At 45.0% G+C, this 21,286-nt stretch carries 20 protein-coding genes; 13 read left to right on the top strand and 7 right to left on the bottom strand.

Annotation, left to right across the window (positions count from 1 at the left end; all coding sequences use genetic code 11):
• The 3 genes from STRDD13_RS05515 to STRDD13_RS05505 all read left to right on the top strand — a co-directional run.
• Nucleotides 1-959: glutamine synthetase family protein (locus STRDD13_RS05515; protein WP_067102852.1), on the top strand; the 959-nt coding region annotated here is incomplete at its 5' end.
• A gap of 240 nt (nucleotides 960-1,199) precedes the next feature.
• Nucleotides 1,200-2,093, top strand: coding sequence for a spermidine synthase family protein (locus tag STRDD13_RS08855; protein WP_156471252.1), 894 nt, complete (start codon nucleotides 1,200-1,202; stop codon nucleotides 2,091-2,093).
• A gap of 829 nt (nucleotides 2,094-2,922) precedes the next feature.
• Nucleotides 2,923-3,378 (top strand): hypothetical protein, encoded by a 456-nt coding sequence (locus STRDD13_RS05505; protein ID WP_067102848.1) that lies wholly within the window; start codon nucleotides 2,923-2,925, stop codon nucleotides 3,376-3,378.
• A gap of 216 nt (nucleotides 3,379-3,594) precedes the next feature.
• Here the strand turns inward: STRDD13_RS05505 and rnjA are convergent, their stop codons facing one another.
• Together rnjA and STRDD13_RS05495 are read right to left on the bottom strand one after the other, a co-directional pair.
• A complete protein-coding gene (gene rnjA / locus STRDD13_RS05500; protein ID WP_067102846.1) occupies nucleotides 3,595-5,274 on the bottom strand; it encodes a ribonuclease J1 in 1,680 nt (559 codons plus the stop codon).
• A gap of 3 nt (nucleotides 5,275-5,277) precedes the next feature.
• A complete protein-coding gene (locus STRDD13_RS05495) occupies nucleotides 5,278-5,508 on the bottom strand; it encodes a DNA-dependent RNA polymerase subunit epsilon (RefSeq protein ID WP_067102844.1) in 231 nt (76 codons plus the stop codon).
• A gap of 274 nt (nucleotides 5,509-5,782) precedes the next feature.
• Here STRDD13_RS05495 and tsaB point away from each other — a divergent pair, with 274 nt between their 5' ends.
• From tsaB to STRDD13_RS05470, 5 genes are read left to right on the top strand one after another with little or no spacing between them, the layout of a single operon-like run.
• Nucleotides 5,783-6,469: a tRNA (adenosine(37)-N6)-threonylcarbamoyltransferase complex dimerization subunit type 1 TsaB gene (gene tsaB, locus STRDD13_RS05490; RefSeq protein WP_067102842.1), complete on the top strand. Its 687-nt coding sequence runs from the start codon at nucleotides 5,783-5,785 to the stop codon at nucleotides 6,467-6,469.
• Nucleotides 6,470-6,474: 5 nt separating this feature from the next.
• Nucleotides 6,475-6,906 (top strand): ribosomal protein S18-alanine N-acetyltransferase, encoded by a 432-nt coding sequence (rimI, locus tag STRDD13_RS05485; RefSeq protein ID WP_231852562.1) that lies wholly within the window; start codon nucleotides 6,475-6,477, stop codon nucleotides 6,904-6,906.
• Nucleotides 6,896-7,909, top strand: coding sequence for a tRNA (adenosine(37)-N6)-threonylcarbamoyltransferase complex transferase subunit TsaD (tsaD, locus tag STRDD13_RS05480; RefSeq protein WP_067102839.1), 1,014 nt, complete (start codon nucleotides 6,896-6,898; stop codon nucleotides 7,907-7,909). Before rimI ends, tsaD begins: the two co-directional genes overlap by 11 nt.
• Nucleotides 7,910-7,921: 12 nt before the next feature.
• Nucleotides 7,922-8,620, top strand: coding sequence for an AzlC family ABC transporter permease (locus STRDD13_RS05475; RefSeq protein WP_067102837.1), 699 nt, complete (start codon nucleotides 7,922-7,924; stop codon nucleotides 8,618-8,620).
• On the top strand, nucleotides 8,607-8,933 hold the full coding sequence (locus tag STRDD13_RS05470; RefSeq protein WP_067102835.1) for an AzlD domain-containing protein: 327 nt from the start codon (nucleotides 8,607-8,609) through the stop codon (nucleotides 8,931-8,933). Before STRDD13_RS05475 ends, STRDD13_RS05470 begins: the two co-directional genes overlap by 14 nt.
• Before the next feature lie 154 nt (nucleotides 8,934-9,087).
• Here STRDD13_RS05470 and STRDD13_RS05465 read toward each other — a convergent pair whose 3' ends face one another.
• Entirely contained in the window at nucleotides 9,088-10,272 is a 1,185-nt protein-coding gene (locus STRDD13_RS05465) for an aminoacetone oxidase (RefSeq protein WP_067102833.1), read from the bottom strand.
• A 205-nt stretch (nucleotides 10,273-10,477) separates the two neighbouring features.
• Here STRDD13_RS05465 and STRDD13_RS05460 point away from each other — a divergent pair, with 205 nt between their 5' ends.
• Nucleotides 10,478-10,972: a DUF536 domain-containing protein gene (locus tag STRDD13_RS05460; RefSeq protein ID WP_067102831.1), complete on the top strand. Its 495-nt coding sequence runs from the start codon at nucleotides 10,478-10,480 to the stop codon at nucleotides 10,970-10,972.
• A 258-nt stretch (nucleotides 10,973-11,230) separates the two neighbouring features.
• On the opposite strand, the gene STRDD13_RS05455 is transcribed toward STRDD13_RS05460, so the two are convergent.
• The 3 genes from STRDD13_RS05455 to STRDD13_RS05445 form a co-directional block, all read right to left on the bottom strand.
• Nucleotides 11,231-12,016, bottom strand: a complete 786-nt coding sequence (locus STRDD13_RS05455; RefSeq protein ID WP_067102829.1) for an L-threonylcarbamoyladenylate synthase — start codon at nucleotides 12,014-12,016, stop codon at nucleotides 11,231-11,233.
• 121 nt (nucleotides 12,017-12,137) lie between these two features.
• Complete coding sequence (locus STRDD13_RS05450) at nucleotides 12,138-12,437, bottom strand: YbaB/EbfC family nucleoid-associated protein (protein WP_067102827.1); 300 nt, start codon at nucleotides 12,435-12,437, stop codon at nucleotides 12,138-12,140.
• A gap of 94 nt (nucleotides 12,438-12,531) precedes the next feature.
• On the bottom strand, nucleotides 12,532-14,814 hold the full coding sequence (locus STRDD13_RS05445; protein WP_067102825.1) for a Xaa-Pro dipeptidyl-peptidase: 2,283 nt from the start codon (nucleotides 14,812-14,814) through the stop codon (nucleotides 12,532-12,534).
• Nucleotides 14,815-14,911: 97 nt separating this feature from the next.
• On the opposite strand from STRDD13_RS05445, the gene gla reads away from it, so the two are divergent.
• The 4 genes from gla to STRDD13_RS05425 all read left to right on the top strand — a co-directional run bounded on the left by gla (nucleotide 14,912) and on the right by STRDD13_RS05425 (nucleotide 18,707).
• Entirely contained in the window at nucleotides 14,912-15,760 is an 849-nt protein-coding gene (gla, locus tag STRDD13_RS05440) for an aquaglyceroporin Gla (RefSeq protein WP_067102824.1), read from the top strand.
• 295 nt (nucleotides 15,761-16,055) lie between these two features.
• Nucleotides 16,056-16,784, top strand: coding sequence for a CppA N-terminal domain-containing protein (locus tag STRDD13_RS05435; RefSeq protein WP_067102822.1), 729 nt, complete (start codon nucleotides 16,056-16,058; stop codon nucleotides 16,782-16,784).
• On the top strand, nucleotides 16,775-17,725 hold the full coding sequence (locus STRDD13_RS05430) for a serine hydrolase domain-containing protein (RefSeq protein ID WP_067102820.1): 951 nt from the start codon (nucleotides 16,775-16,777) through the stop codon (nucleotides 17,723-17,725). The genes STRDD13_RS05435 and STRDD13_RS05430 overlap by 10 nt, the downstream gene beginning before the upstream one ends.
• 151 nt (nucleotides 17,726-17,876) lie before the next feature.
• The gene (locus STRDD13_RS05425; protein ID WP_067102818.1) at nucleotides 17,877-18,707 is read left to right on the top strand and encodes a LysM peptidoglycan-binding domain-containing protein; all 831 of its coding nucleotides are present in this window, start codon (nucleotides 17,877-17,879) and stop codon (nucleotides 18,705-18,707) included.
• Nucleotides 18,708-18,861: 154 nt separating this feature from the next.
• On the opposite strand, the gene pflB is transcribed toward STRDD13_RS05425, so the two are convergent.
• Nucleotides 18,862-21,198 (bottom strand): formate C-acetyltransferase, encoded by a 2,337-nt coding sequence (gene pflB, locus STRDD13_RS05420; protein ID WP_067102816.1) that lies wholly within the window; start codon nucleotides 21,196-21,198, stop codon nucleotides 18,862-18,864.
• Nucleotides 21,199-21,286 lie beyond the last annotated feature (88 nt).

The following is a 21,286-nucleotide window of genomic DNA, read 5'->3' as shown; positions in this document are numbered from 1 at the left end:
ACCTTGGACCAGAACCAGAGTTTTTCCTCTTTAAGATGGACGAGGAAGGCCACCCAACCCTTGAGGTCAATGACCAAGGTGGGTACTTTGACTTGGCTCCAACAGATTTAGCGGACAATACTCGGCGTGAAATCGTAAATGTCCTAACGGAAATGGGATTTGAAGTGGAAGCTTCTCACCACGAGGTAGCGGTGGGTCAGCATGAAATCGACTTTAAGTATGCAGAAGTGTTAAAAGCTTGTGACAATATCCAAATCTTTAAGCTTGTAGTAAAAACCATTGCTCGTAAGCACGGTCTTTATGCGACCTTTATGGCCAAACCAAAATATGGCATTGCTGGTAGCGGAATGCACTGCAACATGTCTCTCTTTAATGAAAATGGGAATGCCTTTTTTGATGCGAATGATCCACGAGGAATGCAGTTATCACAAGATGCCTACTATTTCCTCGGAGGCTTGATGAAACATGCTTATAACTATACAGCCATCATCAACCCAACAGTGAATTCCTATAAGCGTCTAGTCCCTGGCTTTGAAGCGCCTGTTTATATTGCTTGGGCAGGAAGCAACCGGTCACCCCTGGTTCGTGTCCCTGCTTCACGTGGGATGGGAACGCGTCTTGAATTGCGGTCCGTTGATCCGACTGCCAACCCTTACCTGGCCCTAGCTGTGTTGCTAGAAGCAGGATTGGACGGTATTATCAATAAAATCGAAGCTCCTGCACCTGTGGAAACCAATATTTATGGAATGAGTGCGGAAGAGCGGAAAGCAGCAGGAATTATTGATCTACCATCAACCCTTCACAATGCTGTAAAGGCTTTGAGCGAGGATGAGGTGGTGAAAGCTGCGCTTGGAGACCATATTTATACCAACTTTGTCGAAGCAAAACGGATCGAATGGGCTTCTTATGCAAGTTTTGTTTCTCAATGGGAAATTGAAAACTATCTGCATCTCTATTAAGAATGCATGGCCCATCCTTTGCAAGTGAAGCCAAGTGCCGATCGCAAGTAAGGGAATACGAATGTACAGTAGAAAAAAGGGGGCTAAAGCCCTCTTTTTTTATTGGGATGCTGGATTTTAAGATGCGAGAGGATGCTGAAGAATGGCATGAAAGAGGGGTTTGTAAGTTCTGAAAGCGATTGACAAAGAGGAGTTAATAAGATAAAATAGGAATACCTAGAAAAAAGGAGAATTATGAAAATGGATAAACAAAGACTATCGTTTTTGATCACTGCTTTGGTTGGCTTTATCGCGTCACTATTGCCTTGGTCAACTCTTTCAGGTGGATCTTATTACACAGGGTCATATAGAGATCTTTTTGGTTTTGATCGTGATGGAAAATTAACTGTTTTTCTTTTCTTGTTCATCGCGATTATCGCCTTAATTGGCTATATTTCAACTCAAATGGCCGCTAGCTTATTGGTGACAGAGTTCCTCTTGGGACTTGTTATCGTTGTGATTGCGTTTCTGGATATTATTAGTGTGAATAATCTGATGGGATATGCTGCTGGCTTGAGTGTTGGATATGGTCTATGGATTACATTGGTTGCGGCGATTGCTGTTGTGGTGATTCCGTTTGCGCTTCCACCACGTTTGTCAGGGGCTGGTTTTAGCCAATTCTTTGAAAACGTAGCGAAATTGTTTAAAAATCCAAACCCACGTCCGGTGATTCCTCAAGCAGCTTACCCAGGTCAAGCTCCACAGTTTCCAGGCCAAGTACCTCAAGGTCAAGCACCTTATACACAACCTGTACAACCCCAAGCTCAAGCCTATGCACAACCCCAAGCTCAGGCTCCACAATTCCCGGGCCAAGCACCTCAAGCTCAGGCTTACACACAACCAGTACAGCCCCAAGCTCAAGCCTATGCACAACCTCAGGCTCAGGCTCCACAATTTCCAGGCCAAGCACCTCAAGGTCAAACGCCTTATACACAACCAGTACAACCCCAAGAGCCAGTTGCTCCAGTCTTTCCTAACGTAGGGGGACCTGTTCAACCAGTTGCGCCACAGTTCCCAGGTCAAGCAACGACAGAACCAACATCTGAAGGATCAGGCAACCCTGCTTCAGCAGATAGTCAATCTCCTCAAGTATAAAGGATGAAAAAGTCTGAAACAATCGTTTTCAGACTTTTTTGTATAGGAGGAAGAAGTATAAGGAGCTTGGTGGCAGGATTCGGATAGGAAAGAATTTGAAAAGGGCATATTGGACTAAGTCTCATCGGTCTGAATAAGCTGTAAAGTCCTCCCCCAGGGTTCTTAGATGGATCTGAAAAATTCCTTCGAAAAAACGATGGAAAAGGGTGTTCGATCATGTTGACAAGGGGGACAAAGACTGTTATAGTTAAGGAAAATGGCCCATAAGAGGAGTAAAATGTAAAACAACAACGTGTTTTTATTGTTCTTTTGTCCATTTTGGGAGCCTTAACCGTTTGCCTGGAATGGGTACAGATTTATTTAGGAGAATTTGCCCCCCATTTAGGAGTCTCATCTATATCTCATTAAAAGGAATCTGGACAGACGGAAATATTACCGCTGACGCACAGCGTCTTGTTTCAGGGGCTTTCCTTTATTTTCTTACGAGGGGATTTGGTCTGATTGGGATGACCACACTCTTGTTCTATGTTCTAGTAGGAGCTAAAAGGCGAGTGCTACTACTCTAGTAGTTGTAGCGGTTGGTCAGGAATTTTTTTCTGCCAGCTGCGTCGATGCAGATGCAAGAGTTTCCCTCTTATTAGGGGCCTGCATATTGGGAGTTTTATGGTTCTTTATCCCTGTTTTCAATCGCAAACAGACGACTCGAGGAGATGGAGGAGCTGTACATATAGAGGATAATTCCAGGAGTCCTTTATTGGAATCTTCTGGTCGTGGTAGAAGTGGATCGTTTTGAGTGAAAAGGTTTGTTGTTTATTAGGAGGAGATGAAAATGGAAAAACGACGGTTTCTAACGATTATTTGTGGTATTTCTGGACTGGTGTCGGTCTTTTTACCTTGGATTAGTATTGATGCGTTTCAGTTGACGATGAATGTCAATGGATTTGGTAGGGGGGATACGCCTACGGATGCTTTTGTGAGCCTGATTTTATTTGGCTTAATTGTGGCTCTTTCTCTTATCGGAGAACGGAAGGAAGAATTTTCCCCGGTATTTTCTTATTCCATTTGTGGGCTTGCGGTCTTGTCCTTTATATTTGGGCTGGTTGAGTTTTTTGCAGTGCATGGAAAGGTTGCAACGGTGGACGCTCAGTTACGAGCTGTCAGTGAGGCTGCCTACAAAGGTGGCTCAGTTGGCTATGGAGTGTATATCAGTTTAGTTGCCTCTCTGGTAGTGGTTATCCTACTTGGACTTCCGATTGTCCATCATTTTCAAAGGAAGCATCAATAAATTGAAAAAAAGAGAGCGGGACAAAAATCGGTCATTCGATAGAATTCGATTTCGTCGTCCCAGCTCCGCACAGTTGAGTAGGGCTGTAAAAGCTGATGAAATCAGCGTGGTAGAGCCCACTTAACCACTGCGTCTTGCTCGACAATTCAAAAACAAACAAGAGGCTAGGACTTTTGTCCCAGCCTCTTTTGATTTCTATGAATGGTTGTGGTCTTGTTACTCGTCTGGTGTCAAGATCATTGGGATAATGATTGGTTCCCGCTCAGTCCGTTCATAAAGGAAGGGACGTAGAGCATTTACAATCGCTCCGTTGACAGACTGGATATTGGCCTCTTTGTTTTTGAGGGCAATCCGAATGGCGTTAAAGAGGATACGCTGGCTTTCCCGGATTAGTTCCCCGGATTCACGCATGTAGATGAATCCACGGCTCAAGATATCTGGTCCTGCTAAAATCATCTTCGACTGGAAGTCAACGGTTGCAACGGCTAGGACCACTCCGTCTTCGGACAAATCACGACGGTCTTTGAGGACTGCAGCTCCAATTTCTCCGATACGATTTCCGTCTACATAGATATCCTGAGCATTAAAATGTCCAGCTCTCCGTGCAGAGTTAGCGGTCAGTCCTAAGACATCCCCATTTTCCAGGATAAAAATATTTTCCTTAGGGACACCGGTATCCACTGCTAGTCCAGCGTGGATCTTCTGCATCCGGTATTCTCCGTGAACAGGCATGAAGTATTTTGGTTTAATTAAGCGCAACATGAGTTTTTGCTCTTGCTGACCACCGTGTCCAGAGGTATGGATGTTGTTCACTTTTCCGTGGATAACTTCTGCACCAGCCTCTGTCAGGATGTTGATCAACTGGTTGACACCTGTTGTATTTCCGGGGATGGGGCTGGAAGAAAAGATGACCGTATCCCCTGGTTGCAGTTGTACTTGACGGTGAGTCCCATGGGCGATCCGTGAGAGAGCAGCCATGGGTTCCCCTTGACTACCTGTACACAAAATCATCATTTCACCTGCAGGATATTCTTTGATTTCAGAAGGTTCAATAAAGGTTCCTTCTGGAACTTTGATGTAGCCTAGCTCGATTCCGTTGACGATTGCCTTTTCCATGGACCGACCAAAGACGGCAATTTTCCGTCCGGTCCGAACGGCAGCTTCTGCAGCTTGTTGCAGACGGAAGATATTGGAAGCAAAGGAGGCAAAAATAATCCGTCCTGTGATACCTTCGATAATCTTCATAATGGACTGACCAACAATTTTTTCGGAATTAGTGAAGGTTGGAACTTCTGCATTGGTCGAGTCAGATAAGAGACAGAGAACGCCTTCTTCTCCAAGGGCAGCCATTCGATGCAAATCTGCAGGTTCTCCAACAGGGGTGAAGTCAAACTTGAAGTCCCCAGTACAGACAATTTTTCCTTGAGGGGTGTCGATAACGACCCCTAAAGGCTCAGGGATGGAGTGGGTTGTCCTGAAAAAGGAGACACTCAAGTGCTTAAAGGTCAAAACGGTATTGGCATTGATCTCGTGTAAGGTTGCGTCCCGGAGCAGACCGTGTTCTTCTAATTTTCCGCGGATTAATGCTAGGGCAAGGGGACCTGCGTAGATAGGGATATTCGCTTGCTTGAGCAGGAAGGGAATCCCTCCGATATGATCTTCGTGACCGTGGGTGATGACCAGTCCTTTGACCCGATCGATATTTTCAACAATATAAGAGTAGTCTGGGATCACGTAGTCAATCCCTAATAGATCATCTTCGGGGAATTTAATACCGGCATCTACAATGATAATTTCATTCTTGTATTCGATCCCGTATGTGTTTTTCCCGATCTCTCCCAAACCACCGATGGCGTATACGCCGACTTCTTCAGGTTTTAGATTGATAGATGACATGGATTAAAACTCCGTAATTTTAAAATCAGAATGCTCTTTTTCGTAGTTTAAATGATTCTCCGAAAGCAACTCAATAAACTCGATGTTGTAAGAAGTGTTTTGCTCGACCAGCGAGCGAACAGCGATCCGTCCGTCAAGCTCATTTGCGGCGTCTACGTCAACATAGAGCGATTTGGTTTGTTCACGCTTTGGATTTCGCTCTTTGGTTTCCTGATAAAAAACTTTATAAATCATGGCTTTCCTTTCTTTTGCAGACAGACAACTCAAAGTCACATAGTGACAGGGTCATTTATGTAAAGAGATATGGAATTTTTTAGAGTTGTCATTTTCTTTTGAAACGTTGCAATTATTCATATTATATCATAAAAGACTAGTTAGGTAAAAGGGATGGGAGAATTAAGAAGGAAATGTCCGTTTTTTTCAAGATGTTTCAGAAAAGTTGGGAGGCCTTGGATTGAAAAAATGATGAAGATAGCTTACAATAAATAGAGAAAACGAGGAATGAAGAATGAAAATACTTTCCATGGATACGTCCAATCAGGCCTTGAGTGTGGCTTTGGTTGATGGACTAAGCTTGATTGCAGAATTTACCTTGACAGTGCGAAAAAACCATAGTATTAGTCTCATGCCAACGATTGATTTTATGGTCAAGTCTGCCGGTTGGACCCCGAGGGATATTGATCGGATTGTGGTGGCTAAGGGGCCGGGTTCCTATACTGGCCTTCGGGTAGCCGTTGCGACAGCGAAAACGTTGGCCTATAGCTTAGGGTGTGAAATAGTGGGGATCTCCAGCTTGCGCTCTCTTGTCCCAGAAGGATTGGGAGGTACGGTTGTTCCTGTCATCAATGCCCGTCGCAATCATGTCTATGCTGGTTTTTATGTGGACGGTGACCCAGTTCGGGAAGACACCTATATTGACTTTGAAGACTTGTTGCAGGACTTATCTTTGGTAGAGGGGGAGATTTATCTCGTAGGAGAAATTGCGGCCTTTCAGGAACAAATTGAGGCAAGTCCCCTTCACCTCCATGCAATTGAGACCCTCCCGTCAGCTCTGGATTTAGCAATGTTGGGGCAAACCTTACCGACAGAGGACGTTTTGAGTTTTGAGCCCAGTTATTTGAAGCGTGTCGAAGCCGAGGAAAAGTGGTTGGAAAGCCATGAAGAAGGGACCCAACCCTATATTCAACGCCTATGATTGAAATGAGAGAAATAAATGGTCTAGAAGAAGAACAGGTCTCATCTATAGAAGAGCTATTGCGGCTTGTGTATGGGGCGTCTTCTTGGACCAGACAACAAATTCAGTCGAATCTTTCTCTGGAGAGCAGTCGCTACCTTGGGGCTTGGCGAGAGGGGAAATTGGTGGCCCTCTTGGTGCTTCATTTGATGGGGCAAGAACAGGAAATTCTTCAGTTAGTGGTGGATCCGGACTGTAGAAGGCAGGGGTTGGCTCGGTTGCTCTTAGAACAGTTGGAACAATATGGGCCCCAGACCTTTCTGGAAGTTCGTCGCTCCAATCACGCGGCGCGGACCTTGTATCAAAAAATCGGCTTTAAAGAAATTGGAATCCGAAAAAACTACTATCATGCTCCGATAGAGGATGCTTTTGTATTGAGGAGAGAAATTGAAAGATAGATATATTATCGCCTTTGAATCATCTTGTGACGAGACATCTGTCGCGGTTTTAAAAAATGAGGCAGAAATCGTGTCCAACGTCATTGCTAGTCAAATTGCGAGTCATCAGCGTTTTGGGGGAATTGTACCAGAAGTAGCCAGTCGTCACCATGTGGAAGTTATTACTAGCTGTATCGAAGAGGCGCTAGGAGAGGCTGGAATCACAGCAAGTCAACTAACGGCCGTGGCGGTTACAGAAGGACCAGGTCTAGTGGGGGCTCTTTTGGTTGGGATTTCAGCCGCCAAGGCCTTTGCTTGGGCCAACGGCTTACCTATCATACCAGTCAATCACATGGCCGGACATTTAATGGCGGCGCGTGTTGTAAAACCACTCACCTATCCCTTGATGGCCTTGCTCGTGTCTGGTGGTCATACCGAGCTAGTTTATGTCCCTGAGGCGGGTCATTACCATATTATTGGGGAAACGCGAGATGATGCCGTAGGAGAGGCCTATGATAAGGTCGGTCGGGTTATGGGATTGACCTATCCGGCTGGTCGGGAGATTGATGAACTAGCTCACCAGGGGGAGGATCGTTATCATTTCCCAAGAGCCATGATTCAAGAAGATCATTTAGAATTCTCCTTTTCTGGTCTCAAGTCAGCTTTTATCAATCTCTACCATAACGCCCAACAAAAAGGAGAGATTCTTGTAAAGGAAGACTTAGCAGCTAGTTTTCAAGCGGCCGTACTGGATATCTTGCTCGCAAAGACCAAAAAGGCGCTGGCTCAGTATCCGGTCAAGACCTTGGTCGTGTCAGGTGGAGTGGCTGCGAATCAAGGGTTAAGAGAGCGACTCGAACAGGAAATCCAGGATGTTGACATCCTTCTTCCGCCCTTGCGACTATGCGGAGATAATGCAGGGATGATTGCTCTAGCAGCGATTCCCGAACTAGAAAAGGGAAATTGGGCTGATTGGGATTTAAATGCTAGTCCTAGTCTAGCTTTCCCAATGATAGAAGAATAGAAATTGAAGGATATGCAAGAGAAACAATTTTGGATGGGGGTGCGAGATGGTCTGCCAACAGCTTTAGGCTATATCAGCATCGGAGTGGCTTGTGGCATTGTTGCAGCCCCATACTTATCACCAGTGGAAATGAGTTTGATGAGCTTGATTGTCTATGCTGGTAGTGCTCAATTTGTCATGATTTCCATGTTTGCTCTGCACCAAGACATCACCAGCATCACCCTGACGGTCTTTTTGATTAATATTCGCTTTTTGCTTATGAGTTTGCATACGTCGACTAGTTTTCGAACAGCAAATCTATGGCATAATGTTGGAATTGGGAGTATCCTAACAGACGAAAGTTATGGAGTTTTTTTAAACAAACGGGGGAAACAAGACGCTATTTCACCGTGGTGGATGCATGGAAATAATTTACTAGGCTACCTCGTTTGGAATGTTTCTACGGTAGCAGGTGTCCTATTGGGAGCTCTTCTTCCGAATCCTGAACGATTTGGGATGGACTTTGCCTTGATTGCCATGTTCGTTGGGATTTTTGCGGATCAATTTATGGGGATGCAAGCGCTAGGGCTGGGGAAAAAAGTAGCCCTGGTTTTAGGAGCCGTGTCATTGAGTTTTTTCTTCTTGATGCCTTTCCTATCGCAATCACTAACCGTTCTTGTTTCTACTCTTGTTGGCTGTGTAGTAGGGGTGATCATCGATGACAGTAAGTAGCTATGTCTTTCTTTCGATTCTGTGTGCGGGCGCGGTGACGCTAGTGCCAAAGGTTCTCCCCTTTATACTGGTGAAATATCGGGGGTTACCCCCTATCATGTTCCGATTTCTGAAGTACTTGCCGGTAGCCATTATTTTTTCTCTGGTCCTATCGGGGATGTTTCAGGAAAAGGGAGGTCGTGTCATTTCCGTTAAATGGCTGGATTTGTTAGCAGTCATTCCGACGACTTATGTGGCTTTTCGCTACAAGAACCTGCTTGTAACCGTCTTGTTTGGAGTTGTTTGCTTAGCGATATTACGTCAGTTCTTTTAAACCATTCTGCTAGATGATAGGGCTTATACAGAAAAACCATCCCAAGAGGATCGCTTGATGGCGAACGATTGAGATGGTTTTTAAGTGTTTTCCTCACGTGTCAATGAGGGATGCATGGACGGGTATGAGGGGCAGGCGATTTCGAAAGAAGAGATCATTCCTCATAATGGAGGCTTCCAGCCACCCAGCCGGTACATAAGGCACTCGTAATATTAAACCCTCCTGTATGGGCGTTGATATCCAAGACCTCTCCGGCAAAGTGTAATCCGGGAACCTTTTTGCTTTCTAGTGTCTTTGGATTGATTTCCCGTAGGTCTATGCCTCCTTTTGTCACAAAGGATCGCGCAAGCGACATTTTACCTGTAATGTCAATGGGGATTGATTTGACAAAGGTGAGCAAGTGCTCTCTCTCCCGAGGATTGGCCTGCTTAAATTTCTCGATAGTCGGAAATTGCTGGGCCATATACTCGGCTAGGCGCTCGGGAAGAATCAACTTTAAGGCGTTTTTTATGGATTTATCCCGGTGCCTTTCAAGGTGTTGAGCGAGTTCACCTGTAGATAGTTCCGGCAAGGGATCTAAATAAGCGGTCTCTCCTCCTGAGATAAAGCTTGACAAGCGAAGGGCGGCAGGGCCCGATAGACCGAAGTGGGTAAACAGCAAATCATGAGTTACCTGATGTTTGCCACAACGAAGAGTGACATCTTGTAAGGATAAGCCTTGCAGAGTTTTATGAGGGAAATGGGTGAGGATAGGGCTCTCAGCGGCTTCTAGTGAGGTGACGGATAGGCCAAAATGTCGTGCAATATCGTATCCAAATCCAGTCGATCCGGTGGATGGATAGGCTTTCCCTCCTGTGGTAACGATGAGTTGTGGCGCATGGTAGAGCGCATCAGCGGTTTTTACTTGGAAGAGGTCAACTTTTTTTTTGACAGAAACAACTTCACGTCCAGTCTGGATGGAAACGCCAAGTTCTAGCAGTTTGGTTTCTAGAGCTTTGATAATCGTTTGGGATCGGTCTGTCGTTGGAAAGACGCGCCCATGATCCTCCACTTTCAGCTTCACTCCATTGTCTTCAAAAAAACGGATGATATCGTGGTTGTCAAACTGGGAAAAGACACTGTATAGGAAACGTCCATTTCCGGGGATCCCGGCCAACAGTTCATCGAGTGTTCCATTGTTGGTGACATTACACCGTCCCCCACCTGTCCCTGCGAGTTTCTTACCCAGTCGCTTGTTTTTTTCTAATAGTAGGGTCTCTTTTCCCCAAGAAGCAGCAGCTATGGCAGCCATCATCCCAGCTGGTCCAGCCCCGATCACAATTGTTTCAAAAGTATTCATGCCTTTATTGTAGCATAAAAGGATCTTCACGGCTCTTCTATTGTTTTCGGATGTCCTCTACGAATGGAAGGAAAAAGCCCTGAATAAGCTCATTCGTCAAGCTAGGAGAGTCGAGCGATCTAGTAGGGATATTTGACAGGAAAAAGTTCATATGATACTATTTTAATAGCGTGAAACTAGAAAAAAATTGTTCTCTGAGGGAAATATGAAAATCGAAAAAACCGTGAGTGAATTAGCAGAGATCTTAGGAGTGAGTCGACAGGCGATGAATAATCGTGTCAAATCTCTTCCCGAAGAATTTGTGGAGAAGAATGAAAAGGGTGTGACCGTTGTCAATCGTGATGGACTGGTTAAACTGGAGGAAATCTATAAAAAAACAATCTTTGAAGACGAGCCGATCAGTGAAGAAACCAGACAGCGAGAGCTGATGGAGATCTTGGTGGATGAAAAAAATGCAGAGATTGTTCGTCTATATGACCAGTTGAAAACCAAGGATCAGCAACTTCAAGAAAAAGACGAGCAGTTGCGCGTGAAGGACATTCAGATTGCAGAAAAAGACAAGCAATTAGATCAGCAACAACAACTCACTTTAAAAGCTATGGAAGATCAAGAAGTTTTGAAGATTGAGTTGGATGAAGCAAAAGCAGAGGTAGAAAAAGAGCAGACTAAGGGCTTTTTTGCTCGCCTATTTGGCCGTTAAGAAATCATGACGAGGCTGGGACAAAAGTCCTAGCCTCTTTTTTGTTTTTGGATTGTCGGGCAAGATGCAGTGGTTGAGTGGGCTCTACTAGGCTGATTTTATCCGCTTTTACAGCCCTACTCACCTGTGCGGAGGTGGGACGAGGAAATCGAATTCGAACGAATGACCGATTTCTGTCCCCCTCTCGTTTTTATGTGCAAAAGGATCAAAAAAAGAGCCTTTAAGGCTCTTGAGGCTAGAAAACAGTACTTGTCAGGATTAATAATATTCTCCCTGACGATAATTCCAGGAGTTAAAGTGGTCAGATAGGTGCATCATGATTTTGTCAATGTCCAATCCTTTACGGATCACAACGGGACATGTATTGATCGAGCGACTGTCTTTTCCTTGTTCGGGGATCAGCTTTCCTTCGCTATCGACCATGGAGACCATTACGCCTTGTTCATAACGGGTTTCAATGGTCTTGTCTGGCTGGATAGAGGCAACGTAGTCATCGGCTTCGATGACCAAGTCTACCATAGACTCGATTCGCTCACCGATCCCTTCAACTTTTCCGCGATTTCCTTTTCCAGATGGGTTAGCAGAAGATGCGTAGACCATCCGTCCTTCTTTTTCCCACATTTCCTTGGCGATTTGTTCACCTGCTTTTCCAAACTTAATCACGAAACAAGAAGTTCCACGGACATCCGTCATGAGCTCTTCCCGTCCATCACCATAGGCTTTCAACTTTTCAAAAGCTTCTGGTTTCCATGGAAGGATACAACCTAAGAGGATATCTTGATCCCAATGAGTTTGGTAGAAGGCATCGATCTCAGGTGTTAATTGAGCGAGCTCGCGGAGTTCTTCCATGCTACCACAAAGGACTACTCCAGGTTTGTTCCGATTCCGTTCTTTCGCTTCGAACTTCCGTTCCAAACCAGCGCGGTCAGATGTCATGATGATATAGCCGACTTTAGTTGGGCAGACAATCACGCCCCCTTCTCCTCTGACGACATCGAATCCTTCTTGTGATAATTGACCATCCCAGTGAATATGTTTTGTCATAGACAACCTCTTTCATTTTACAAATTTTCTGATAATTCTGATTGTAACATAAATTTGAAAAAAATCAAGTAAAGAAAGAGAGGAAACGTCTTCAAAGGTTTCCTCTCTTAACGGAATGCTTCTAAAAAGGGAGTTTTCCGGCGAAAGCACCCATGACTTTTTTGGTCGCTTCGTCAATTTGGTTGAGCGCATCGTTAATGGCCTGTGTGGTCATATCTTGTAAGGTTTCGATATCCTCTGGATCGACGATAGCTTCTGCATAATCGATACGAATCAGCTTTTTATCGCCAGTAAAGGTCACAACAACCAAATCTTGGGCGGACTTACCTACAAAAGTAGATGCAGCCAGTTCAGCCTGCTTTTGTTCCATTTGCTTTTGTAGTTTCTGGGCTTGTTTCATCATATTTTGCATATTCATCATAGTCGTATAAACTCCTTTGCTTTATAGGGGACTCCTGTTTCTCGCCTCTCCAGTTAAAAGGGTGAGCCTACTGGAGTGCGAAAGGTGGTTGGTTTTATTCTACCATATTTGGGATGGCCAGGCTAGAATGAGCCAAGTCGACAGTCAATTGGTAGTCTGTTTGATCCCGTACGGTAATTTCAAAATCTGTGGTGTAAAGTACGAGTCGTAATTGACTTCCTTTTCTCATCTTGTAGATGGTTGGTTGGAAGTCGAGGGTGATCTCCAGCCACTCATCCGCAGGGACGTCTTCTACTTTGAGAAGGTCGTTTCGGTTTTGTAAATTGAGATAAGCCTTACTGATGACGCGATGGGCGGAAGAGGTGTAAGGAAGTTCAACAAGGTTATCCAGCATGTGATAGCGGCCATTGTCCAACGTTCGGGCAGATAGTACGGTTGGGTGGGTTTGTAGTCGTTTTTCTTCTCCCATATCGAGTAGCTGAGCGGACAATAATCCCTTATTCAGACTAGATTTTAGTCTCAGTTGGATGCGGGCTTTGCCGTTGAGATGAAGATCTTCGGTTATCGGGAGGTCGATCGATAGTTGCTGGGCCTTGTCTTGGTAGAGATCGGTAAGGAAGGTTTGATACGACTTGGAATAGCGCTCAAAGTCAGCATCATTGTATCGGTTTTGAATGACTTTTTCATCCGTCCCCAAGTCAAAATGCTTCCACTGGTCTGCATTTCCAAAGTCAGATAGCGTCTTCCAGGTTTGCTCAGACTGGTTGTCTTGCCAGATGACGTTCGGTAGGGTGTAGTCAGACGGGTAGGCAAGGAGTTTTTGGCTGAGAAGGGCATTCATGCTTTCTCGGAAGTCGATGGACTGCCAGTTGTTCATGTAGACATGAGCTCCATTGTGGAAAAAGAGGTGTTTTTTGACAGTGGTGGGAAGAGCATGATACATATTGTACACATGTAAAGGCTTGACATTCCAGTCTTGGGAGCCGTGCGTAAAGACAACTTCTGCCCGTACCTTGTCGGCTTGTAAGAGGTAATTTCGCTCATGCCAGAATGAATTGTAATCCCCAGACTCCCGGTCCAATTGGCGTTTTAGCTCTTGGAGATGGTCTTGGCGGGCCTGGTTGTGGCGAAGGGAATCCCCAGCAAGTAAATTACGAGAATAGGTAAGCTCATCCAAGGAGTCAAAGTCTTCTCCAGGATAGCCTCCCGGACTTGTCACAAGGCCGTTTTCTCGGTAGTAGTTGTACCAAGAAGAAATACCTGCCTCAGCAATCACGACCTCAAGGCCGTCTACAGCGGTAGTTGCTAGTCCGTTTGAGAGGGTTCCTAGATAGGAGAGACCTGTTGTCGCGACTTTTCCATTGGCCCAGCTGGCTCTTATCTGCCGCTTTCGTGAATGATCAGTAAAGGCTCGGCAACGACCATTAAGCCAATCAATGACGTTTTTAAAGGCTTCTACTTGCTGGTAATCTCCATTGGTCATCTGTCCTTGAGAGTCCTTGGTCCCAACCCCTGAAACGTAGAGATTGGCATAGCCACGAGGAAGGAAATAATCATTTAGGGTGTAGCTAGCATTGATGTGGGTTAGGGTCTCTTCCGTTTTTTCAACAAGTTGGGCTTCTCCGACAGGTTCCACCAGGGTGAGATGAGGTGCGGACAGGGAGATCTGGTGGGCAGGCTTTATAGCTAAGTCCGTCTTCATGTCATAAAGAGCCTGATCACTCGCCTTATCTAGGGTTCCTTGATGGTAGGGGCTAGCCGTCATGAGGACAGGGACTGCCTCTTCCACGTTTGGACGGATAATGCTGACTTTGACTAAGTCGGGGAGACCATCTTGGTCTGTATCCACTCGGCTTTCCACGTAGACAACTTCACGGATAAGATGTGCAGTTGAAAAAGTTGCCAAGCTCTTTCCATTGAAGAAATGGTAGCGATTATCTTCGGGAATCAATCCATCGCTGACCAGCTGGTCTATCAAAGTGTTTCCTTTTTTGGTTCGGGTATTGAGCAGTTGGTAGAGATTGTCGATGATTTCGCCAAATTGGATGGGAAACTGGGTTTCCTTCCGAAAAGCTTGGGCATCCTCAAAGTCGACAAAGTAGCTAAAGCCGAGTAACTGAAAGGCGACCGTGTAGAAGACCGTATCTGTCCATTCTTTGTCGGATTGGAAATAAGTGAGCAGGTCGGTCGTCTCATCCGCTACGAGCATGGAAAGGGGATAATCGGTATCATGGTAGGTAAAAAAAACCCGTCGAACGAAGCGTTCGAAATTGACTTTTGGATTGTTTTTCGGATCCAAGTGAAAACCGAGCGCATGTAGTTCTTGCAGCTGGATATCTTGAGGTTGTGGGAGATAGCTATATTGGTTGAAACGCATAAGAACTCCTTTTTTGAGATTTTTAGAAAAATACCTTTACATTCTTCATTATATAGGATAAAATACAGATTGTCTAAAAATTTTTAAGGAGATTCAAATGGATGTCACATGGACTGTGAAGTATTTCACAGAATTTATCGCAACTGCTTTGCTCATTATCTTGGGAAATGGTGCTGTCGCAAACGTTGATTTAAACGGAACCAAGGGCTTTAAAAGTGGCTGGTTAGTTATTGGCTTTGGCTATGGTTTTGCGGTAATGATGCCTGCTCTCATGTTTGGGAATGTATCAGGAAATCATATCAACCCTGCCTTTACACTTGGCTTGGCAGTTGGAGGCCTCTTCCCTTGGGAACACGTTGCAGCCTATATCTTAGCGCAAGTCCTTGGAGCTATCGTTGGTCAGTTGATTGTCGTAGCGGTTTATATGCCTTACTTCCAAAAAACAGAAAATCCAAACCATATCTTGGGTTCATTTTCAACCATTTCAGCGCTTGATGATGGAAGCAAAGAAAGCCGTATTCCATCGTATATCAATGGGTTTGCCAATGAGTTTGTGGGATCCTTCGTTCTCTTTTTCGGAGCCTTAGCCTTGACCCATAATTACTTTGGGGCTGAAATTTCTAATTTAGCAACTCGAAATTTCATTGACCCTTCTAGTACGGAAGCCAAACTACAAATTGGTCAATTTCTCTTTGCGGGACAAGGAATCGCCCATTTAGCCATCGGCTTCTTAGTAGCTGCTTTGGTCATCTCTCTTGGTGGGCCAACGGGACCTGCCTTGAACCCAGCGCGAGACTTAGGACCACGCTTGGTTCATCAGTTTCTTCCAACTTCTGTCTTAGGAGCGCATAAAGGGGATTCTAAGTGGTGGTATTCTTGGGTGCCGGTAGTTGCTCCAATCCTTGCGGGAATTGCAGCTGTTGCCTTGTTTAACTTTATGTTCTAAGCAAATCATATCTTCTCTTTCATCTAAAGGGAAGCCTAGGAGCCGAAAAGGGCTCCTTTTTTGTGGATAAGGGAGTCAGAAAGGTCAGTTTTTTCAAGTTTTGATCAATATGGAACGGATCTTGAATCCATAAGTGAGGAAAAATCTAGACGAGTTTTCTAAGAACTATATGTGGATCATCACCTCTGCAAATGGTTTAGAAAGGAATCATGAAAGAAACCGATAATCATTTGTCAAATTCATCATTTTTCATTAAAATAGAGTCTAGAGGAAAGAATGGGAAAAGGATAAAAACATGAGTATTATCAAAAAAATTGTACCAACAATCAAAATCAACAACCGCCGACGAAATATTGAATTTGCTACAAATAATTTAGGATTGAAGGTACTAAGTGAAGAAAATGCCTTTGTTTTTCTTGGTGGCCATCGGGATCCGCAAAAGGTACTGGAGCTAGAGGAGGCACCCAGTTACCGTAATCGGGCAGTAAAAGGGCCTAAAAAGTTGGCTCGTCTCATCTTGCGAGTAGGGGATGCCAGAGAAATAGAGAATCTCTTAGCGACAGGAGTGGCCTATGAGCAGCTGTATCAGGGAGATAGTGGTTATGCTTTTGAAGTCCTTTCTCCAGAGGGAGATCGATTCCTCCTCCATGCTGAGGAGGATAGGAACTGCCTAAGTCCATTGGAACATGCGCCTGCTTTTCAAGTTTCCCATGACTTTAAGGGTTTGAGCCAGGTTTCTCTTGAAGGGATCGAGTTGCGTGTTCCGGATCCAGAAGCTACTCAAGCTTTTTATCGAGACTTGTTTTTGGATCTCCCCCTCCTGTTTTTCCAAAAGGGAGAAGGAGAAGACCTTCAGACCAAGGCGGAAGAAGTATGGGATTTATCTGGCCTCACCTTTGAAGTAGAAAAAGGGGAATTACTGTCGCTACGCGATCGAGTTCAGGGACCTTATTTTATGGATAAAAAAGAGCAATTCTTACAAACGGTTGATCCAAACCAACTGGAGTTATGGGTATGCCGATAAGTCCACGGATTTTGGCCTTGCTAGAGGATCAGATGGATCGAGGCCTTTATCAGGGAGCTAGTCTAGCTTTCTATGATAAGGGGAAGTGGACGGATTGTTATCTGGGAGAATTCGAGCCGGGTCAAAAGACCCGGGAAGGTCTGATTTATGATCTGGCTTCTGTCTCCAAGGTGGTGGGGGTTGGGACCCTTCTTATCCGGTTATTGCTATCAGGAGAACTGTCGCTAGATCAGACCTTGCAGTCCCTCTATCCTGCGGTTAAAAATCCCTCTATCACCCTTCGTCAGCTTGTCACCCATACGTCTGGTATTGATCCCTTTATTCCGAATCGGGATGAATTGGATCAGTCCGCTCTAAAAAAAGCTATCCTGAACATTTCTGTCGGGGATCAAAAGGACTTTCATTACACCGATCTGAATCTTATTCTTTTAGGCTTTATGCTAGAGGAGAGGTTGGGAGCGGATCTAGCAGTCCTCTTTCAAAGGTATATTTTCCAACCATGGGGAATGACAGAAACGAGCTTCGGGCCTATTGTTGGTGCAGTTCCTACCCGAAAGGGGCAAAGGGACGGACAAGTTCATGATCCCAAGGCACAAGTCTTAGGGGCTCACACGGGATCTGCGGGCTTGTTTTCTACCTTGCGGGACTTGAAGCGGTTTCTAGAACACTACCTTCAGGATGATTTTGCGGCAAATCTGTATCAAAATGTCAGCCCGGATCCTCAGAAAGCACGCTCTATCGTCTGGGATCTTCAAGGGGATTGGTTGGATCATACCGGCTATACCGGTCCCTTCATCGCCTTTAATCGAAGGTGCCAGCAGGCGGTCATCTTTTTGACTAATCGGACGTATTTTGAAGACAATCGTGCCCTCTGGATTCAGGAACGACGTCGCCTATATCAGGAAGTCCGTCAGGAATTTGCTGCGACGATATCCTTGTAATAAAATCGTTAGAAAAACCTGCTCACGGGAAGCTCTCTGTTAGCAGGTTTTTTGGTCGCTTGACATCAGATTGTAATCTAATCCTAATTTTTGTGACAAATTCGTTTGATAAAATAAAAATCGAAATTAAGACAAAATTTAGGAGAGCATGATGAAACAATATTTGGGAAAAACAGCTGCTGCTGCAGTGGTTGCTGGTTTTGGACTTTTGTCAGGCATTCAAGCGAATGCAGATACCTACACCATTCAGTCTGGGGATTCCTTTTATTCGATCGCAGAGTCATTTGGATTGGACCCGGTTCAATTAGCAGCAGATAATGGAATGACGATCTATGATGTGATTACTCCTGGGCAGCAATTGTCGGTTCCGGGCGTAGCTCAAGTTCCTGAAGCTCCTAAGCCTACGGCGGCTGTAGCTACGACTAGTCAAGCTAGTTACCAGGTAAAGGCAGGAGATTCCTTCTCTAGCATTGCTGCAGCGTATGGCGTGGATATGTACCAGTTGGCAAGTGCCAACCATCTAGGGATTGATGCTCTGATCATCGAGGGTCAAAGCCTGGTGATTCCTGGGAACAGCCAAGTCTCTGAAGCAAGCCCAGCTCCTGTTCAAGATTCGTATAAGATTCCAGGAATGGCCTACGAACCAGGGATTAATTACCCAGTTGGACAATGTACTTGGGGAGTGCAGAAGGTCTCTGGTTGGGCTGGAGACTGGTGGGGAAATGCTGCGGATTGGGCAACGAACGCAGTGAAGGAAGGCTACACCGTAGGTCAAGTCCCAACAGTGGGAAGTATCGCTGTATGGACCCAAGGTGCGGGTGGCTACGGCCACGTAGCGTATGTAACCGATGTCGCTGCAGATGGACGAATCCAAGTATTGGAAGCTAATTATGCTGGAAACCAGACCATCGGAAACCATCGTGGTTGGTTTAATCCACAAAAGACAACCGAAGGAGCGGCGGTTTACATTTACCCACGCTAAGCAAAATAAAAGTCATATTCTGGTCCAACTACGAAAGTGGACCAAGATGCTAAAAGAACCTCTTTGGGTTCTTTTTTGAGCAACTACGTGAGAAGACAGAAAAGCCTCCTATCACAATGGATAGGAGGCTTTATTGTCCACAGATGTGGAAAGATTAATTCCCTGAAAGAGCTTCTGCAGCATCATCCATTGAAAGTACTTCGTGGAAGACACGTTGAGTCAATTCAGTTTTTTGTTCTGGAGTGAGGTATTTGGTGTTAACACAGTATCCAGAGATACGAACAATAACATCTTCACCAGACATGATCTTTTCGTAAACATCTTGAAGGTCCATTACGTTCAAGTTGACGTGTTGGCCACCGTTTTCGAAGTATCCATCTAAGATGGTCACTAGGTTGGTTACTTGCTCATCAAAGGTCTTACCAAGTGCTTTTGGAGATACTTGGGTTGTAAGAGAAATTCCATCAGCAGCGTAAGAGAAGTCAAGACTTGCAAGGGAGTTCAAGTTTTGCAACCAGCCACCTTTAGCCTTGTTAGATGGGTTCGCACCTGGTGAGAAGAATTCCAATTTAGACAAGTTCACAGAACCATCTTCGTTGAGGTAGACTCCTTTATGAACTGGTGAGTTACCAGTTTGTTTAGAGTAAGCTACGTTAGAAGTGATGGTGAGAAGGGATACAGTTGCTTCAGCGTCTTTGTAGAGCTTGTGGCTACGTAGACGAGTTGTATAAGCTTCGATCAACCATTCAGCCAATTCGTTAGAACGAGGGTCATCTTCACCCCAACGTGGGTAATCACCGATGGTTTCATAGTCGTAGATGTAGCCATCTTCGTCACGGATAGGTTTAACTGTAGCGTACTTGATCGCTGACAAGGTATCCACTGTGTTGGCAAAACCACAGATACCAAATCCCATGTTGGCACGTTGTTTGCTTGGCAAGAAGGCCATTTGGACAGCTTCATAGTTGTACTTGTCTGTCATGTAGTGGATGATGTTAAGGGCATCTACGTACGTGTCTGTCAACCAGTCAAGAGATTTTTCGAAGTTGGCTTTAACAGATTCAAATTCAAGAACTTCGTCACGGATAGGGTCGATGTCAAATACCTTGTAGTCTTTATGAACATCGTCATAACCACCATTAAGACCAGTAAGAAGGGCTTTCAAGACGTTTACACGCGCACCGAAGTACTGGATGTTGTGACGTTGTTCTTCGTTTTCTGGGTCAAGTGGAGACACACAGCAAGAGATACAGCTCATTTCACCGTAACCATCTTTGGCCATGGTTGTTACCCCTTCGTATTGGATAGAAGAGTGTTTATGAGACATCTTCATACAATATTTACGGAAGGAGTATGGCAATTTGTCAGTCCAAAGGACAGTCAAGTTTGGCTCTGGAGCGTTACCGATGTTGTCCAAGGTGTTTAAGAAACGGTAGTCCATCTTGGTAACACGGTGGCGACCGTCAGCTCCCATACCAGCCATAGAAGTCGTGATGAAGGTTGGGTCCCCTGAGTACAATTCGTCGTAAGCTTTGGTACGTGCGAATTTAACCGTACGAAGTTTCATAACGAAATCATCGACGAATTCTTGAATCTCAGACTCTGTGAAGGTACCGCGAGCTAAGTCACGTTCTGCGTAAACGTCAAGCACGATTGGCACACGTCCAAGAGAAGTAGCAGCACCGTTGATCACACGGCAGACAGCCATGAAGGCGATGTTGGTCCATTGGATTGCTTCTTTTGTATCGAAGGCTGGGCGACGAACATCTACACCATACAAATCACCTAGGCGAACCACTTCACCCAAGGCTTGGTATTGAAGGTTGATTTCTTCCCGCAAGCGGATTGATTCTTCGTCGATTTCAGTGATAGAGTTCCAGTCTTTTACTTTTTCTTCCATCAAGTAGTCCGCACCGTAAAGAGCCAAGCGGGCATAAACCCCGATGATCCGTCCACGAGAGTAGGCATCTGGAAGACCAGTTACGGTGTGGGCGTGGCGGGCACGACGGATGTTTGAAGTATAGGCACGGAAGATACCGTCATTTACAGTTGTCACATATTTTGTGAAGATTTCATGAACGGCAGGGTCTGGTTCCCAACCATTTTCTTTCATAGCTGTTTCAGCCATCCGGATACCCCCGCGTGGCATAAAGTTCAGCTTGAAGAGTTCATCGTTTTGAATACCATAGATCAGTTCGTCTTCTTTTGAAATATATCCAGCATCAATATCTGCAATGGAAGTTGGACGGCTATCGTATGGGAAACGAGTCGCTTCATAGTTCGCTTTTGTTTCTTCCACGATCTTTTTGATCTTGAGAGAGCGTTCAGTGACAGGTGCCAAGAAGCTTTCATCTCCATCATATGGAGTATAGTTGGCTTGAACAAAGCGTGAGATACTTACTTTTTCTTGCCAGTCTGTACCGTTAAAGCCTTCCCAAGCTTTTGCGAAGACATCTTCGGTAACGTTACGTGTTTTAACTTTAGTAACCATTTGGGTTCTCCTTATTATAGTTAGACCTAGAATTTCTATGTCTTTATGTTTTCATTATAGCACTTGTAAAGCGTATTCACAAGTTCCG

Source organism: Streptococcus sp. DD13 (genome assembly GCF_001578875.1).
In the GTDB taxonomy this organism is placed as follows: domain Bacteria; phylum Bacillota; class Bacilli; order Lactobacillales; family Streptococcaceae; genus Streptococcus.
Note: the sequence above shows the minus strand (reverse complement) of the source record. Positions and strands in the feature narration are given on the sequence as shown.

Coding starts and splice junctions, on each gene's coding strand:
- gla (WP_067102824.1), top strand. CDS start 14,912: ATGGATGTCACATGGACTGTGAAGTATTTCACAGAATTTATCGCAACT.
- STRDD13_RS05465 (WP_067102833.1), bottom strand. CDS start 10,272: ATGAATACTTTTGAAACAATTGTGATCGGGGCTGGACCAGCTGGGATG.
- STRDD13_RS05505 (WP_067102848.1), top strand. CDS start 2,923: ATGGAAAAACGACGGTTTCTAACGATTATTTGTGGTATTTCTGGACTG.
- STRDD13_RS05430 (WP_067102820.1), top strand. CDS start 16,775: ATGCCGATAAGTCCACGGATTTTGGCCTTGCTAGAGGATCAGATGGAT.
- STRDD13_RS08855 (WP_156471252.1), top strand. CDS start 1,200: ATGGATAAACAAAGACTATCGTTTTTGATCACTGCTTTGGTTGGCTTT.
- STRDD13_RS05470 (WP_067102835.1), top strand. CDS start 8,607: ATGACAGTAAGTAGCTATGTCTTTCTTTCGATTCTGTGTGCGGGCGCG.
- STRDD13_RS05445 (WP_067102825.1), bottom strand. CDS start 14,814: ATGCGTTTCAACCAATATAGCTATCTCCCACAACCTCAAGATATCCAG.
- STRDD13_RS05450 (WP_067102827.1), bottom strand. CDS start 12,437: ATGATGAATATGCAAAATATGATGAAACAAGCCCAGAAACTACAAAAG.
- rimI (WP_231852562.1), top strand. CDS start 6,475: ATGAGAGAAATAAATGGTCTAGAAGAAGAACAGGTCTCATCTATAGAA.
- STRDD13_RS05460 (WP_067102831.1), top strand. CDS start 10,478: ATGAAAATCGAAAAAACCGTGAGTGAATTAGCAGAGATCTTAGGAGTG.
- STRDD13_RS05435 (WP_067102822.1), top strand. CDS start 16,056: ATGAGTATTATCAAAAAAATTGTACCAACAATCAAAATCAACAACCGC.
- tsaB (WP_067102842.1), top strand. CDS start 5,783: ATGAAAATACTTTCCATGGATACGTCCAATCAGGCCTTGAGTGTGGCT.
- STRDD13_RS05455 (WP_067102829.1), bottom strand. CDS start 12,016: ATGACAAAACATATTCACTGGGATGGTCAATTATCACAAGAAGGATTC.
- pflB (WP_067102816.1), bottom strand. CDS start 21,198: ATGGTTACTAAAGTTAAAACACGTAACGTTACCGAAGATGTCTTCGCA.
- STRDD13_RS05475 (WP_067102837.1), top strand. CDS start 7,922: ATGCAAGAGAAACAATTTTGGATGGGGGTGCGAGATGGTCTGCCAACA.
- STRDD13_RS05495 (WP_067102844.1), bottom strand. CDS start 5,508: ATGATTTATAAAGTTTTTTATCAGGAAACCAAAGAGCGAAATCCAAAG.
- STRDD13_RS05425 (WP_067102818.1), top strand. CDS start 17,877: ATGAAACAATATTTGGGAAAAACAGCTGCTGCTGCAGTGGTTGCTGGT.
- rnjA (WP_067102846.1), bottom strand. CDS start 5,274: ATGTCATCTATCAATCTAAAACCTGAAGAAGTCGGCGTATACGCCATC.